Below are 14,319 nucleotides of genomic sequence, written 5' to 3'. Positions count from 1 at the left end.
ATGCCCGCGATGACCACCCCGCCCTTCCCGGCGCCGGGCCCCCGCGCCGAGGTGGAGGAAGGCGATGCCTTCACGCCCCGCTTCGACGCGAACGGGCTCGTCTCCTGCATCGCGGTCGACGCGCGGGACGGGCAGGTCCTGATGCTCGCCCACATGAACGCCGAATCGCTCCGGCGCACCCTCGAGACCGGCGAGGCCTGGTACTGGTCGCGCTCGCGGGGCGAACTCTGGCACAAGGGCGCCACCTCGGGGCAGGTCCAGCGCGTCGTCGAGATGCGGGTCGATTGCGACCAGGACGCCGTGCTGATCCGCGTCGAGGTGGGCGGCGACGGCGGCTGCTGCCATACCGGCCGGCGCGCCTGCTTCTACCGGAGCGTCAGCCTCGAGCCCTCCGACGGGCGCGCGACGCTCCGGCCCGTCGGCGCGTGACCTGGGAGGCGTCCCTCGGCGCCTTCCCCGAACCGTCCGGCCTCGTCCGGCACGGGGCGCCCGGCGCCGTCGAGCCGGTGCGGCCGCCCTGCCCGCGCGGGCCGCGGATCGGGCTGGCGCTCGGCGGCGGCTCGGCCCGGGGCTGGGCGCATATCGGCGTGCTCCGGGCGCTGGAGGAGGCGGGCCTCCACCCGGACGTGGTGGCGGGCTGCTCGATCGGGGCCGTGGTCGGCGGCTGCTACGCGGCCGGCAAGCTCGACGCGCTGGCGGAATTCGCCCTCTCCCTGACGAAGCGCCGGGTGGTCGGCCTCCTCGACGTGCGGCTCTCGGGCTCGGGGCTGATCGGCGGCGACCGGCTGCGGCGGCGCCTGGAGGGCGATCTCGCGGACCGGCGCATCGAGGGATTGCCCATCCGCTTCGCGAGCGTCGCGACCGAGCTCGGCACCGGCCACGAGGTCTGGCTGACGAAGGGCCGGCTCGTCGAGGCCGTGCGCGCCTCCTACGCCCTGCCCGGCATCTTCCCGCCGCTGCCCTTCGACGGGCGGCTCCTGATGGACGGGACGCTGGTCAACCCCGTCCCCGTGACCCTCGCCCGGGCGATGGGGGCCGACCTCGTCATCTGCGTGAACCTCAATTGCGACCCGCGGGTGCGCGGCGGCACCGTGATCGCCCCGGACGGGCCGGACCCGGTCGAGACGGGGGTGGCCGGCGCCGCCGAGGCGCGCCACCGCTGGAGCCTGCTGCACAGGGTCCGAGGGGCGGGCCGGCGCATCGCCGGGCGGCGGAGCCCGCGCCCGGCCGAGGGGGCGCCCGGCGTCGCGCGCGTGATGTTCGACGCCTTCAACATCACCCAGGACCGGATCTCGCGGGCGCGCCTGGAGCGCGACCCGCCCGACGTCGCCATCGGCCCGAAGCTCGCCGGGATGGGGCTGTTCGAGTTCCACCGGGCGGCGGAGGCGATCGCGGCCGGCCATCAGGCGGGCCGGGCCGCCCTCCCCCGCATCCGGGCGGCGCTGGAGGGCGCGAGCGCCCGGACGTGAGGAAGCGCGGGCGCCCGCGCTCCGCCACGGGAGGCGGGACGCGCTCCCTCTCCCGGTCGGGCGAGGGGACCCGCGACGGCCTCAGGCCATCGTGATGTAGTCGCGCATCGCCTGATGCTCGGCCTCGACGGCCGCGATCCGGCGCTTGACCACGTCGCCGATCGAGACGAGGCCGACGAGCTTGCCGTCCTCGCAGACGGGAACGTGGCGGAAGCGACCCTCGGTCATCAGGTGCATCACCTCCTCGATCGTGGCGGTGCGCTTGCAGCTCGTGACGGTGCGGGTCATGTGGGCCGAGACGGGCGCGTCGAAGGCGGACGCGGCCTGACGGGCGAGCGCCCGCATGATGTCGCGCTCCGAGAGGATGCCGACGACGTGTCCCTCGGGATCGCAGACGACGAGGGCGCCGATGCCCTTGTCGGCCAGCAGGTGGATCGCATCGTCGAGGGTACGCTCGGGCTGCACCGTGACGACGGAGCTGCCCTTCTCGGCGAGGATGCGTGCGACGGTCATGTATGTCCCTCCCTGGACGAACATGCGCGCCGTCAGCCCGCGGCGCGTCGACAATGGCGACCGGCCGGGTTGCATCCCGGCACTCGTGCGGATCGCGGCAAGTGTGTGGCGGGCCAGCGCCCAAGGCAAGCGCGAGGGTTGAGCCCGCGGCCGGAAAACTGGAATTTTTTCGCCGCGCCCGGCCGATTCGGGCTCAGCCCCGCCCCGATTCCGGGCCGTCGATGAACGGGAACAGGAAGAATCCCACCACGAAGCCGCCCAGATGCGCGTCCCAGGCCACCGCCGCGCTCTCGACGCCGAGGGGCAGGGTGATCGCCCCGAAGAGCAGGTTCGTCACGAGCCAGATGCCGAGGAACACGACCGCCGAGCGGTTGCGCATCAGCTCCGGGATCGATTCCAGCGCGCGCCGCGGCGGCACCTGCCAGGGCTGGGTGCCGTAGCCCGGGGGCGGGGGCCGGAAGACGAAGCGGGCGGCCGCCGCCATCAGGGCCGAGATGCCGGCGGAGGCGCCGACGAGGGGGGCGAGGCTCAGGGGATCGAGGGCGACGTGGAGCGCGCCCCCCGCCACGGTGCCGGCGAGCGCGAGCAGCCCGAAGCGCCAGGGCCCGCAGCGGCGGGCCACAGGAGACCCGAACGCGGCGAGCCAGACGCAGTTGAAGATCACGTGCATCCAGGAGCCGTGCAGCAGCGCGTAGCTCGCGAAGGTCCAGGGCGCGGCGTCGGGCTCGGCCACGAGGTAGCGGGCGAAGGCCTCCCGGGCGGCGCTGAGGGCGGCATCGTTCGAGACGGCGGCCTTCAGCACCTCCTCCCCCTGGGCCGGGTCGATCGCGACCGTCCAGCGCGCCGGCACCAGGGCGAGGTCGAGGACGAGCCGGATGTCCCAGGCGTCCGGCAGCACGAAGTCGCGCAGGGCCTGGATCGCGAGCATCACGCCGATCGCGGCCGTGACCACGCGGGGCATGTTGAAGACGGGCACGCGGCTCTGGCGCGGGAAGTCGGGCGAGGCATCCATGGCCCCACCATGTCGGCGCGCCGCCCGGGCCGGCAACCCCCCAAAACGACGTCCCGGGCGCGTTGACGCCTGCCCCACGGCGCCCGCGCGCGTGCGGGACGCCTTGTCAACAGGCCGTTAACCTTGACGAAAGGTTGCGCGAGCGCGGGGGCGGCCCTCGCCCTAGGGTAGTCCCTCAGGCGGACCGAATCGCCTGCGGCCCCCGCGGGCCGCGGGCGGGCCGCGCCCGCCGCGAGCCGCCTCGACGCCTTCCCAGCCCCACCCGACCCCGCCCCACCCGACGCACCAGGCCGCGACGCCCCAGGTCACCATGAAGCATCCGACGAGCCGTCTGCTCCACAGCTACTGGGACCGGTTGCGGGGCGAGCGCGCCGCGCCCGAGCGCGCCGAGATCGAGCCGGGCGAGATCCGCAACCTCCTGGCGGACAGCCTGATCCTGGAGATCGACCTCCCCGCCCGCAGCGCCGCCCTGCGGCTCGCCGGCACGCGGGTCTGCGCCCTGTTCGGGCGCGAGCTGAAGGGCGAGAGCTTCGCCGGCCTCTGGGGGGCCGAGCCCGCGGCCGATCCCTGGCGCCTGATCGAGATCGTGGCCGGCGACACGGTCGGCGTTGTGGCGGGCCTGCGCGGCGCCACGGGCCGCGGCGAGACGGTGGACCTCGAATTGCTGCTGCTGCCGCTGCGGCACCGGGGGCGGACGCAGTCGCGGGTGCTCGGCTCCCTCAGCCCGATCGCGATTCCCGGCTGGCTCGGGCTGCGCCCGGTCGAGACCCTCTCCGCCACGACCCTGCGGGTCCTCTCCGACTGGCCCGCCCGCGGGGCGGAGGCGCCCGCGGCCGAGCGGGCGGGCGGCCTGCCCGCCGGCCTGCCGCTCCCGGCCAACGACAGCGTGCCGCTGCGCCGCGGGCATCTCCTCGTCCACAGGGGCGGGCGCGCCTGAGCGGCCCGAGACCGGGCACATCTCGGATCGGACAAAGCCTTTCGTAACCCGATCGCCCCTACAAGGGGCTTCGGACGACTTGGGACCGGTGCGCGCGGCGCCCGCCCGGGCGCGTCCCGACCGCGAGGGCGGGCGTTTCGCACGAGGCTCCCGAGCCAGACCCTGGAATGGCATGACCGAGGCCGCCGCACTGTCCGGCACACTCCGCCGGCTGAAGACTCTGCAGGGCGCCGAGCAGCGCCGCCACCAGCGCGTGAAGATCGCGATCCTGGGGCGCTACATGCTCTCGGACCGGCGCGAATATCCCTGCCAGACGGTCGACATGTCGCCCGGCGGCGTGCGCCTGACCTGCGCGGTCGTGGGCGCGATCGGCGAGCGCGTGGTGCTCTACCTCGAGCATATCGGCCGGATCGAGGGCGTCATCGTCCGCCATCCGTCGGGCGGATTCGCCGTCCAGCTCAACGCGACGCCGCGCAAGCGCGACAAGATCGCCTCGCAGCTCACCTGGCTCGCCAACCGCGAGGTGCTCGGCCTGCCGGAGGGGCGCTCCCACGAGCGCCTCACGCCGACGCAGCCCGCCGTGACGCTGCGCCTCGAGAGCGGGATCGAGTTCCCCGCCCGCCTCATCGACGTCTCGATGTCGGGCGCGGCCATCGCGGCGAGCGAGCGGGTGCCGATGGGCGCCACCGTCACGGTCGGCCGCACCCCGGGCCGCCTCGTCCGCCATTTCGAGGGCGGCTTCGGCGTGCAGTTCCTGTTGCCGATCTCGCCCGACCGCTTCCACGACGGCATGACGCTCTGAGCGCGCAACGCTCCGGGAGCGCAACGCTCCGGGAGCGCGACGCTCCGGGAGCGCGCCAGGGTCGCTCCCCGTCGCTGCGCCCCCTCTCGGAACGAGGGGGAGCCCGCGCCCGGCAGGGCGACGTCGGGACCTCGCCGGATCGCGGGTGAATCGCCCGTCCGCCCACCGGCCGGAAACGCGCCCGCCTCCTGCCACGGCCCCCGCCGCCTCACGGTTTCCGGATCCTGAATCCGATCCGCCCAGTCTTCACGAATGCGGCAGCCCCCGGTTCGCCCCGTTGAGAAGGCGGCCTTTTCGGGGCGCGAATCGATAAAATTGCGCGCATCCGCTTCAGCGCGGAACAGCCCGGCGGGCCCATCCTCCCTCGCATGGATGGGGTGCTCGCCATGTGCAGCAAGACGACAATCGCTCTCGGTCTCCTGGTTCTCGCCGCGCTCGGCCTGAGCGCTCCGGCGCGAGCGCAGACCCTCGCCGCCCTGCCCGCCCCCTCCGCCTCTGCGACGCCCGCCGGCGAGGCGCGCCCGATCATCGCCTGGGCGGCCTTCTGCCAGGGCCACGCGGCCGAATGCGCCGTCGACCCGGCCGAGCCCGCCGCCATCGCCCTCACGGCCGCGACCTGGAACACGATCGTGTCGGTGAACCGCCGGGTGAACAAGGCGGTGCGCCCGATGACCGACCTGGAGCATTGGGGCGTGGCCGACCGCTGGGACATGGCCGAGGACGGGATCGGCGATTGCGAGGATTTCCAGCTCCTGAAGCGGCGCCTCCTCGTCGAGGCGGGCCTGCCCCGCCGGGCCATGCGCATGACCGTCGTCATCGACGAGAAGGGCGAGGGCCACGCGGTGCTGACGCTCGTCACCGACCGCGGCGACTTCATCCTCGACAACAAGACGAGCGCCGTGCTCGCCTGGCACCAGACCGGCTACACCTTCATCAAGCGCGAGAGCCAGGACCGGGTGGCCTGGGTGTCCCTCGGCGGCGTCACCTCCCCGGTCACCACCGCCAACCGCTGAAGCCCGCCGCGGAACCCGGTCGCTGAACCCCCACCGGTTGCAGCGATGCATCACCGTCCCGGATTGGAACCAATCCGCCCCGGGCGAGTTAACGGGGGTTTAACTTTGCCATTGAGCCCCGGCCCGGGCCGTGTCAGCTTTGCCGCCTGAGGATCGGTCGGCGGGGCGCGGGGATGCGGCACGGGGGTCTCGGAGGGAGCGGCGCCGCTGCGGCCGCTGAAGGCGCCCCCTGGCTCGGCGCATGGGAAGCCCTGGAGCCCGCGCGGCTGGCGCGCGGCCTGCGCCGGCGCCTGAACCGCAGCGCCGGCCTCGCCCTGGTCGGTGCGATCCTGATGCTCGGCGGCGCCACCACCCAGGCGCGCACCGGGCCGACGCTGCCCGAACCGGGCACGCCCGTGGAGACCGGGGCCGCGGTCAAGCCCGTGGCGGCCTGGAGCGCCTTCTGCGAGCGGATGCCGGCCGAGTGCGCGGTCAACACGGCCGAGCCCGCCTTCATCCATCTCGACGCCGCGATCTGGCGCACGCTGACGAGCGTCAACCGGCGGGTGAATGCCCGCATCAAGCCGATCACCGACCAGGCGCATTGGGGCGTGATCGACCGCTGGGACTACCCGGACGACGGCTTCGGCGATTGCGAGGATTACCAATTGCTCAAGCGCCGCATGCTGACCGAGCGGGGCCTGCCCCGGCGGGCCCTGCGCATGACGGTGGTGATCGACGATATCGGCGAGGGCCACGCGGTGCTGATGGTGCGCACCGACCGGGGCGACTTCATCCTCGACAACAAGACCAACGCGGTGCTGCCCTGGGCCCGCACCGGCTATTCCTACGTCAAGCGCGAGGGCCAGGACGGGACCCGCTGGGTCTCGCTGAACGGCGGCGCCTCGCCGGTGACGACGGCCAACCGCTGAGGGGCCGGCCTCGCTCCCCTCGCCTCAGGCGCCGACGAGGAGCGCGGCGAGGTCGATGGCGATGCGTCCGGAGATCAGGCCCCAGCCGCAGGCGATCATGGTCGCGAGCATCACGAAGGGGATCGGGCGCCCCTCGATGCGGCGCCCGCGCACCGTGTTGCGCAGGATGATGAAGGGGGCCGAGAAGGCGAGCACCGGCAGGGCGGCCACCGCCGCGACGCCGCCGCGCTCCAGGAGCGAGAAGCTCGCCCGCCGCTCCGTGAACAGCTCGTAGGCGCTGGCGAGCAGGCCCGAGAGGGCGAGCCCGACGCAGAGGGTCTGGATCGTGTCGAGAGCCGAGGTGTCGAGAGCCATACGCGACGCGCTCCACCGTTAACGGACGATGAAGACACTCTGCCCCATGGTTGACGAAACGTTAAGCGCCGGCCGGGGTTAGGGTTAACCCCGTGCACAGCTGCGCGGGCGCGGGCGCCCGGGATGCCTCAATCCTCGAGGTCGATGTCGAGGATCGCCATCCGGAACATGAAGGAATCGTCGCCGTCCTCCTTGTCGTCGGAGATGACGCCGATCGATTCCTGGCCGATGAACACCTCGGCGGAATCGGCGGATTTCATCGCGACGACGCGGATGTTGGCGTTCGCGAACGTGCGGCGCAGGTAATCCTGCAGCTTCGCGATCTCGGGCTTGGTCACGCTGTCTCGTCTCCGTCGTGGCGCAAGGGGATGACGGTGGCCTTGCCATGCCCGGCCGCCAGCGGCAAGCGCGGCCGGACGCCCCCCTCCCCGATCGAGGCGCCGGGCCTCAGATGCCCTCGGCCATGTGGATGAACTGGTCCATGCTGACGAGCTGGTCCATGGCGCGCGCCGGCTCGGCGCAGCCCGCCGTGCCCACGACGCGGGCCGGCACGCCGACGACGGTGGTGTTCGGCGGCACCGGCCGCAGCACCACGGAGCCGGCCGCGACCCGGGCGCAGGCCCCGACCTCGATGTTGCCGAGGATCTTGGCGCCCGCCCCGATCATCACGCCGCGGCGGATCTTCGGGTGGCGGTCGCTGCCCTGCTTGCCCGTGCCGCCGAGGGTGACGGCGTGCAGGATCGAGACGTCGTCCTCGATCACCGCCGTCGAGCCGACGACGAGGCCGGTGGCGTGGTCGAGGAAGATCCCGCGCCCGATCCGGGCGGCGGGGTGGATGTCGCACTGGAACACCTCGGAGGAGCGGCTCTGCAGGTAGAGGGCGAGGTCGCGCCGCCCGTGGCCCCAGTACCAATGCGCGAGGCGGTGGGCCTGGATGGCGTGGAAGCCCTTGAAATAGAGGACCGGCTCGATCGCCCGCGAGGTGGCGGGGTCGCGGTCCATCACCGACACGATGTCGGCCCGGAAGGCCTCGCCGATGTGGGGATCGTCCTGCAGGGCCTCGTGGAAGCCGTGGGCCACGAGCTCGGCCGGCAGAGAGGCGTGCCCGAGCCGGGCGGCGACGCGGTGGGCGACCGCGCCCTCCAGCGTCGCGTGGTTCAGGATCGTCGCCACGATGAAGGAGGCGAGCTGCGGCTCCTCGCGGAGCACGGTCTCCGCCTCGCCGCGCAGGCGCGACCAGACCGGATCGCACACGCCGGCGATCGGATCGTGGCCGGCGGCGGGGCTGATCGACGGGCTGGCGGTCATGGGCTTCTCCTCGGGACCGTGGGGCCGCCGGGCTCCCCTTTCGGCGGGAGGAGGGGCGGCCGGCCGGGAACGATTCTAGCGCGAATTCGCTGCGGGCGAAAAAACGGGCCTGCGGAACGCGGGGCGGGCGGCGGCAAGATCCTCGCTGCCTGCCTCGCTGCAATGCACCGTGCCCCTACCGTGGGGTGCCGGCCGGGTGCGATCAAGACCCTTAGGGGGCGAGGCGCTTCAAAGCCGCGTGCCTGTCGCCCGGGCGGCCGCAGCCTTCCCGCGCTGCGACGGCCGGCATGGCGGCGCGCGAGGTCCGGCGCGAGGCGTCAATCGGAACGTCCGGTCGCGGCGCGAGGCCCGCGGCCGCCCTCACGCGCTGCGGCGGCGCTCCTGCGTGCCGAAGCGGGCCTCGATCGCGGCGGTGAGGCGGTCCACCATCACGTCGATCGGGATGTCGGAGGTGTCGACCACCGTCGAGGCGCGGGCGTAGAGCGGCTCGCGGCTGGCGAGCACCGCGCGCAGCTCCTGCATCGCGGTGGCGTGGTCGCCGGTCGGGGGCAGGTTGTCCTGGTCGCGCACCCGCTGCATGTGCTCCTCGGGCTTCGCGCGCAGCCAGACCGTGAAGAAGGCCTGCAGCAGCAGGTCGTAGGTCAGGGGCTCGGCCACGATGCCCCCGCCGGTGGCCAGGATCAGCGGGCCCGGATGCTCGGTGAGGCGGCGCAGCGCCGCCTGCTCCAGCCGGCGATAGCCCTCCTGCCCGTAGATCGCGAAGATCTCCTTCACCGAGAGGGCGTTCTCGCGCTCGATCTCGGCGTTGAGCTCCACGAAGGTCCAGCCGAGCCGCTCCGCCGTGAGCCGCCCGAGGGTCGACTTGCCGGCGCCGCGCAGGCCGATCACGGCGACGCGGGGCTTGGGCACGCTGCCGTCGGCGAGCGCGCCGCCGGCGAGCAGCGCCTTGGCGGCCGCGATCTGCTCGGGCGCGGCCTGGGCCACGAGATCGCGCATCACCTGCCAGTCGGGCGTGAGGTCCTGGCCCGCGATGAGGTCGTCGAGGCGCACGCCCATGGCGTTCGCCACCCGCCGCAGCAGGATGATCGAGACGTTGCCCTGGCCCCCTTCGAGCTGCGCGATGTAGCGCTCGGACAGGCCCGAGGTCTGCGAGAGCAGCTTGCGCGACAGGCCGCGGACCGTGCGCGCGTGCCGCACCCGCCGACCGAGCTCGGTCAGGAAGAGGGTTTCTTGTTCCGCAGCGCCGGCCATCGGGTCGCCCATGTTCCCAGTCTCGCAAGCAAGGCCGGTGCCTCGCGAGCGCGTTGATACTCGACCTCCGCCGCCTCGTCTCCACGAACGCCGAAAGCGGCAGAATTGTGCAGCATCCTGTGGATGGATGCGCGTACGATATCGGTGTTCGGAAGGAAAATTCCGTTCGTCCCGAGCAAGCTTTGCCATCGGGGACATGCCGATGCTCACACGGGCACGGCACTGAACACACCCGTGACCGGATGGATGTGTTGACGAGAGCGGCCCCGATCAAGCGCGGCCGCGTATTTCTCCGGAACGGGGAGCGATTACTGCCCGGCGGGAAGCGCCGTCGCCTCGAGGATGGGCGCCGCGGCGGAGGGCGCCTTGCGCGCGGCCGGCCGGACGATGGCGGCGAGGAGCTGGGGCGAGGGGCGGCGCGGCGGCAGCGGGACCTCGACCGATTCGGCGGCACCCTGCGCGGAAGGCTGGGCCTGAGCCGCCGGGGCCGGCGGCGGGCCGCCCTGGGGGCCGACCGAGAGGGCGGCGAGGTCCGGCGCGGCGAGGCTCGCGACGGCGGATCCGCCGAGGCCGGCCGGGCGGCGGGGCGGCAGGGGGACCTCGACGGAGGCCGAGGCCTGCGGGGCGGCCTGTTGCGGCTCCGCGGCCCCCGGCGGCTTGCCCGCGGCGGCGAGACCGGCGGCGAGACCGGCGGCGGGATCGAGGCTTGCCAGCTGCACGGTGTCGGCGCCCCCGAGGGCGGCCGGGCGGCGCGGCGGCAGCGGCACCTCGACGGGCCCGCTCGCCGCCGCCTGCGGGGCGGCATAGGCCAGAGCCGGGCCGGAGGCGGCGTCGGAGGGGCGCAGGCTGAACAGGCTGGCGAAGGCGCCGGCCGAGGCGGCGGGGGCGGGCAGCGTCGGCGTCTCGTCGGCCACCTCGGTGGTGATGCCCTGGCGCTTGGCCGCGTAATAATAGCCCCGGTTGTAGTAGTGATAGGCCTGGGCGAGGTTGCCCTTGGCGGTGCGGTAGGCCCCCGCCAGATAGGCCACCCCGTAGCGCAGGTTCACCTTCGGGTCGTAGAGGCCGCTCGCATCGCCCCTGTAGCCGAGGCCGCGGGCGGTCGCGTGCTTGATCTGCATCAGGCCGAGCGCGCTGCCGCCCTTCGCGTTCGGATTGTAGTTGCTCTCGCGCTTGACGACCTGGTGCACGAAGCTCGCCGGGACGCCGTTCGCCCGGGCATGCTCCTCGATCAGCGCGTCGATGTTGTCCCGCGCGACCTGCTGGGCGAGCGCGGGCGCCGGCGCGGCCGCCAGGAGGGCGGCGAGGAGCAGGAGGCGGCGATTCATGCGCGAGACCCGGTTCGCTTGTTCTTCACGGCCTAGGTCGAGGCGAAATGAGGCCGGAAAGCGGCTTCCCTGCGGTTGCCTGTGGGCGGCGTGGCCGTTGACCCCGGCCTGTGCTCCGTGCGCCACAGACCCTTCGGGCCGGCGCCGGGCCGGGGGCTCAGGTCAGGACGAGGCGGGTGATCGCCTTCGCGAAGCCGTCGGAATCGTTGGCCTCCGTCACCGCGTCGGCCCCCGCCTTCAGGCTCTCCACGGCGTTGCCCATCGCGATGGAGAGGCCGCTGCGGGCGAACAGGGCCGCGTCGTTGCCCGCATCCCCCAGGGTCGCGATCCGGGCGCGCGGGATGCCGAGATGCCCGGCCATCCAGTCGACGAAGCGGCCCTTGTCGAGGCCGGGCGGCGTCACGTCGAGATAGTAGGCCTGCGAGCGGTGGACGCTCGCCCGCGGGCCGAGAGCCGTCGCGACCTCCGCCTCGCAGGCGGCGAGATGGGCGGCGTCCGGGCTCACGCCGACGATCTTCGAGGCGCAGGCGAGCAGGGGTTCGAGATCGGCCACGATGGCGGGCTCGGCCTGGAGCGTGCGCCGCTCGAGGTCCGTGTAGGGCGCGTCCGGGTCGCGCAGGAACCAGGCGCCCCGCGCGAACACCCAGACGTCGAGGCCCGCGGCGTCGAGGCGGTGGGCCGCCTCCCGGGCGGCCTCCTCCGGGATCAGGGTCTCGCTGAGGATCGTGAGATCCGGGCGCACGATGCTCGCCCCGTTGAAGGCGGCGAGCGGCAGGGTGAGCCCCAGCGCCTCGACGAGGGGCCGGAGCCCGACGGGCGGCCGGCTCGAGGCGATGGTGAAGCCGATCCCCGCCTCGCCGAGGCGCCGCACCGCCGCGACCGCGGCCGGGGTCAGGCGCTTGTCGGAGGTGACGAGGGTGCCGTCCACGTCCGAGATCACGAGCGCGATGTCGTGGCCGCCGGCATCCGTCATGGGTCCCTCCCCTCTACCCTGCCCTCGCCCTCGCCCTCGAGCCCGAGCCGGGCGACGATCGCCTCGGCGATGGCGTCGGGCGGGTCCTCGATCCCGACGACGATCGCGTCCTCGTCCGGCCCCGGCGGCTCGAGGGCCGCGAACTGGCTGTCGAGGAGGGCTGCCGGCATGAAGTGGCCGCGCCGCTCCGCGATCCGTTCCGCGACGCGCGCACGGCTGCCGTCGAGATGCACGATGCGGACCTCCGCGCGCCCGGCGACGAGCACGTCGCGATAGGCCCGTTTCAGGGCCGAGCAGGCGACGATTCCGGTTTGCCCCGCCGCGAGGCGCTCCCCGATCCAGGCGGCGACGGCCCTGAGCCAGGGCGCCCTGTCCACGTCGTCGAGGGCGTGGCCCGCCCGCATCCGGGCGACGTGGTCCGGGCTGTGGAAGCTGTCCCCGTCGACGCAGGCCCAGCCGAGCCGCTCGGCGAGGCAGGCCGCGACCGTGCTCTTGCCGGAGCCCGACACTCCCATCACCACGAGGATGCGCGGTGCGCTCCGTTTTGCCGGGGCTGGGGCCGAGATTTCTGCCAACGCGCGCATCCGGGTTCGGGCCGATGGCCGGATGTCTTAGGGCGCGGAGGGCCTCCGGTCTCGCGTCCGGGCCCGCGGGGCGTCAGCCTGCCGCGGTGAGCGGGGCGGGATCGGGCCCCTCCGGCGCCAGCACCCGCTCGCGCAGGGCCTGCGGCCCCAGCGTCATCGCGAAGAAGTCGTAGGGGCCGCCCCGCTCGTTGGCGAGCAGGAACTGGAAGTGCATCCGGAAGGGCCGCAGCCGGACCCTCGCATAGGTCTCGGGCGACAGGATCTCGCGGAAGCGCGCCGAGCGGATCAGCGGGTTCGCCACCGGCCGCCCCCGCAGGTCGAGGGCGAGGTGCCGGACGGGGTTGAAGCCGGGAAAGTTCATCCAGTCCTGCGGCGCCTGGAAATCGCACCAGACGAGGTGAGGCTGCGTCACGAGGCTTTCCACCTCTGCCCGCAGGCGGCGGGCGCGCGGCTGCAGCGCCACGAGGGGCAGCCCGGAGCCGAGGGTGACGAGGGAGAGGGCCGGCCCCTCCGCGCCGAGGCGCGGATCGCGGGCGAAGAGGCGGGCCGCCACCTCGACGGCGGTGAGGGCGCCGGAGGAATGGCCCACGATCATGACCTCGTCGACCGCCTCGCCCGCCTCCGCCCGCTCGGCGAGCCGCGCCAGCACGATGTCCGCGAAGGCCGCGAGCCTGTGCTCGTAATCGGGCCGCCAGCCCTGGCCGTGCTGCCAGTTGAAGACCCAGTCGTTGAGCAGCTGCCAGAAGAAGATCCGGTTCAGGAAGGCCTCGATCCCCTTGATCCAGACGATGCCGGCCGCGACGCCGAGCGGCAGCGAGAGGTAGATCGGCAGGCCGATGCTGTGGCCGAACCAGTCGCCGAGATGGGCGTGAACCATCGTGCCCAGGAAGACCGACAGCAGCGTCAGCAGCACGACCATGGCGAAGGGATAGAGGATGACGTTCCCGTACTTCCAATTGAGGCGATAGAAGCGGAACAGCAGGCCGATCAGGAGGGAGTGCAGCGTTCCGGCGACGAGGAGGGCGACGCTGAGGATCCGGGAGCGGGCGAAATCCCGCGCCACGAGGTCGTCCCACAGCAGCACGTCGTACGCGGTCTCGGCGCCCTCGCCGCCCTGGGGCGCCTCGACCCGCCAGCTCTGGACCAGCCCGTCCGGGCTGAGCCGCGCCTCGGAGACCGCCCGCCGCTCGCCGCCGAAGCGGCGCGCATGCCGGTTCAACTCCCGCACGAACAGGAAGCGGTAGCGGCTGCGGCCCTCCGGATCGTAGCCCGGGATATAGAAGACGTGCCGCCGCCGCACCGGCTGCGGGCCGGGACCCCGAAGGTCTGGGGGCGTATAGGTCAAGGGTTGGTTCATCGATCGGGCACTCGGCGCCGGGTCGTGCCGTGTTGCTTGAGCCGAGCGGCCCCCCGATCCTGTCTAGAACATGCGCGGCGGAATTGCATTAACGTGGCCATCCTCTTGCGAGGATTGCAGCGTCGGGGGAGCTCCCGGCAAGGCCGGAGGAGCATCCGCGCCCCGGGCTTGCGCGGGGCTTGTGGGGAGCGGGGACGGCGGAGCCGGCGGGCGGGTCGCCCCGGGACTGTGACCCACCCGCCACGGACAGGGGGGCGGCTTTGGGCTAGGGGTCGGGAGAACCGGCGAGTTGCTGGCGCTCCGTCCCGCGGCCGGGGTTCCGGCGGATGGGCCGCAGCGGCAGACGAGAGAAACCGACAGGCGATCCTGGATGCGCGCCCTTCCCCTTCTCCTGTGCACTGCGCTCGCGGTGTCGGGCTGTAACGTCCTGCCCGGGGCAGGTCCGACGGCCGGCGCGATCGCGTCGGGCGCGGAGACGGTGACGAGCGAGGGGGTGTTCGCCCGCTACGA

Annotated in this window: 16 protein-coding genes; 6 read left to right on the top strand and 10 right to left on the bottom strand. The window is 73.4% G+C overall.

Annotated features, from left to right (window positions below; translation table 11 throughout):
• A complete protein-coding gene (gene hisI / locus J2X36_RS15300) occupies positions 1 to 429 on the top strand; it encodes a phosphoribosyl-AMP cyclohydrolase (protein ID WP_207919156.1) in 429 nt (142 codons plus the stop codon).
• Complete coding sequence (locus J2X36_RS15295; protein WP_405029795.1) at positions 426 to 1,469, top strand: patatin-like phospholipase family protein; 1,044 nt, start codon at positions 426 to 428, stop codon at positions 1,467 to 1,469. The genes hisI and J2X36_RS15295 overlap by 4 nt, the downstream gene beginning before the upstream one ends.
• A gap of 81 nt (positions 1,470 to 1,550) precedes the next feature.
• Here the strand turns inward: J2X36_RS15295 and J2X36_RS15290 are convergent, their stop codons facing one another.
• Together J2X36_RS15290 and J2X36_RS15285 are read right to left on the bottom strand one after the other, a co-directional pair.
• The gene (locus J2X36_RS15290) at positions 1,551 to 1,982 is read right to left on the bottom strand and encodes a CBS domain-containing protein (protein ID WP_132251472.1); all 432 of its coding nucleotides are present in this window, start codon (positions 1,980 to 1,982) and stop codon (positions 1,551 to 1,553) included.
• A gap of 193 nt (positions 1,983 to 2,175) precedes the next feature.
• Complete coding sequence (locus J2X36_RS15285) at positions 2,176 to 2,994, bottom strand: rhomboid family intramembrane serine protease (protein ID WP_132251475.1); 819 nt, start codon at positions 2,992 to 2,994, stop codon at positions 2,176 to 2,178.
• Positions 2,995 to 3,304: 310 nt separating this feature from the next.
• Here J2X36_RS15285 and J2X36_RS15280 point away from each other — a divergent pair, with 310 nt between their 5' ends.
• The 4 genes from J2X36_RS15280 to J2X36_RS15265 all read left to right on the top strand — a co-directional run bounded on the left by J2X36_RS15280 (position 3,305) and on the right by J2X36_RS15265 (position 6,657).
• The gene (locus tag J2X36_RS15280; protein WP_310351143.1) at positions 3,305 to 3,931 is read left to right on the top strand and encodes a PAS domain-containing protein; all 627 of its coding nucleotides are present in this window, start codon (positions 3,305 to 3,307) and stop codon (positions 3,929 to 3,931) included.
• A gap of 172 nt (positions 3,932 to 4,103) precedes the next feature.
• The gene (locus J2X36_RS15275) at positions 4,104 to 4,733 is read left to right on the top strand and encodes a PilZ domain-containing protein (RefSeq protein ID WP_132251479.1); all 630 of its coding nucleotides are present in this window, start codon (positions 4,104 to 4,106) and stop codon (positions 4,731 to 4,733) included.
• 386 nt (positions 4,734 to 5,119) lie between these two features.
• Positions 5,120 to 5,746, top strand: coding sequence for a transglutaminase-like cysteine peptidase (locus J2X36_RS15270; protein ID WP_310351141.1), 627 nt, complete (start codon positions 5,120 to 5,122; stop codon positions 5,744 to 5,746).
• Between the two features lie 173 nt (positions 5,747 to 5,919).
• Positions 5,920 to 6,657: a transglutaminase-like cysteine peptidase gene (locus J2X36_RS15265; protein WP_405029794.1), complete on the top strand. Its 738-nt coding sequence runs from the start codon at positions 5,920 to 5,922 to the stop codon at positions 6,655 to 6,657.
• A gap of 24 nt (positions 6,658 to 6,681) precedes the next feature.
• Here J2X36_RS15265 and J2X36_RS15260 read toward each other — a convergent pair whose 3' ends face one another.
• From J2X36_RS15260 to J2X36_RS15225, 8 genes are all read right to left on the bottom strand, one after another.
• The gene (locus tag J2X36_RS15260) at positions 6,682 to 7,011 is read right to left on the bottom strand and encodes a DUF6949 family protein (protein ID WP_132251486.1); all 330 of its coding nucleotides are present in this window, start codon (positions 7,009 to 7,011) and stop codon (positions 6,682 to 6,684) included.
• Between the two features lie 128 nt (positions 7,012 to 7,139).
• On the bottom strand, positions 7,140 to 7,349 hold the full coding sequence (locus J2X36_RS15255) for a DUF3126 family protein (protein WP_132251488.1): 210 nt from the start codon (positions 7,347 to 7,349) through the stop codon (positions 7,140 to 7,142).
• 109 nt (positions 7,350 to 7,458) lie between these two features.
• Positions 7,459 to 8,319: a serine O-acetyltransferase gene (gene cysE, locus J2X36_RS15250; protein ID WP_310351137.1), complete on the bottom strand. Its 861-nt coding sequence runs from the start codon at positions 8,317 to 8,319 to the stop codon at positions 7,459 to 7,461.
• A 360-nt stretch (positions 8,320 to 8,679) separates the two neighbouring features.
• Positions 8,680 to 9,570, bottom strand: a complete 891-nt coding sequence (locus tag J2X36_RS15245) for a helix-turn-helix transcriptional regulator (protein WP_132251508.1) — start codon at positions 9,568 to 9,570, stop codon at positions 8,680 to 8,682.
• 308 nt (positions 9,571 to 9,878) lie between these two features.
• Positions 9,879 to 10,895: a transglycosylase SLT domain-containing protein gene (locus J2X36_RS15240; protein ID WP_310351134.1), complete on the bottom strand. Its 1,017-nt coding sequence runs from the start codon at positions 10,893 to 10,895 to the stop codon at positions 9,879 to 9,881.
• 157 nt (positions 10,896 to 11,052) lie between these two features.
• Positions 11,053 to 11,868 carry a Cof-type HAD-IIB family hydrolase gene (locus J2X36_RS15235; RefSeq protein ID WP_310351132.1) on the bottom strand — a complete coding sequence of 272 codons (816 nt, stop codon included), beginning with the start codon at positions 11,866 to 11,868 and terminating at the stop codon, positions 11,053 to 11,055.
• Positions 11,865 to 12,452 (bottom strand): gluconokinase, encoded by a 588-nt coding sequence (locus tag J2X36_RS15230; protein WP_405029793.1) that lies wholly within the window; start codon positions 12,450 to 12,452, stop codon positions 11,865 to 11,867. Before J2X36_RS15230 ends, J2X36_RS15235 begins: the two co-directional genes overlap by 4 nt.
• Positions 12,453 to 12,525: 73 nt before the next feature.
• The gene (locus tag J2X36_RS15225) at positions 12,526 to 13,809 is read right to left on the bottom strand and encodes an alpha/beta hydrolase (RefSeq protein WP_310351130.1); all 1,284 of its coding nucleotides are present in this window, start codon (positions 13,807 to 13,809) and stop codon (positions 12,526 to 12,528) included.
• Positions 13,810 to 14,319: the final 510 nt, after the last annotated feature.

This window comes from Methylobacterium sp. BE186 (assembly GCF_031457035.1).
Classification (GTDB): Bacteria; Pseudomonadota; Alphaproteobacteria; order Rhizobiales; family Beijerinckiaceae; genus Methylobacterium; species Methylobacterium segetis.
The sequence above is the reverse complement of the archived record's forward strand: the minus strand, read 5'-3'. Positions and strand labels throughout refer to the sequence as shown.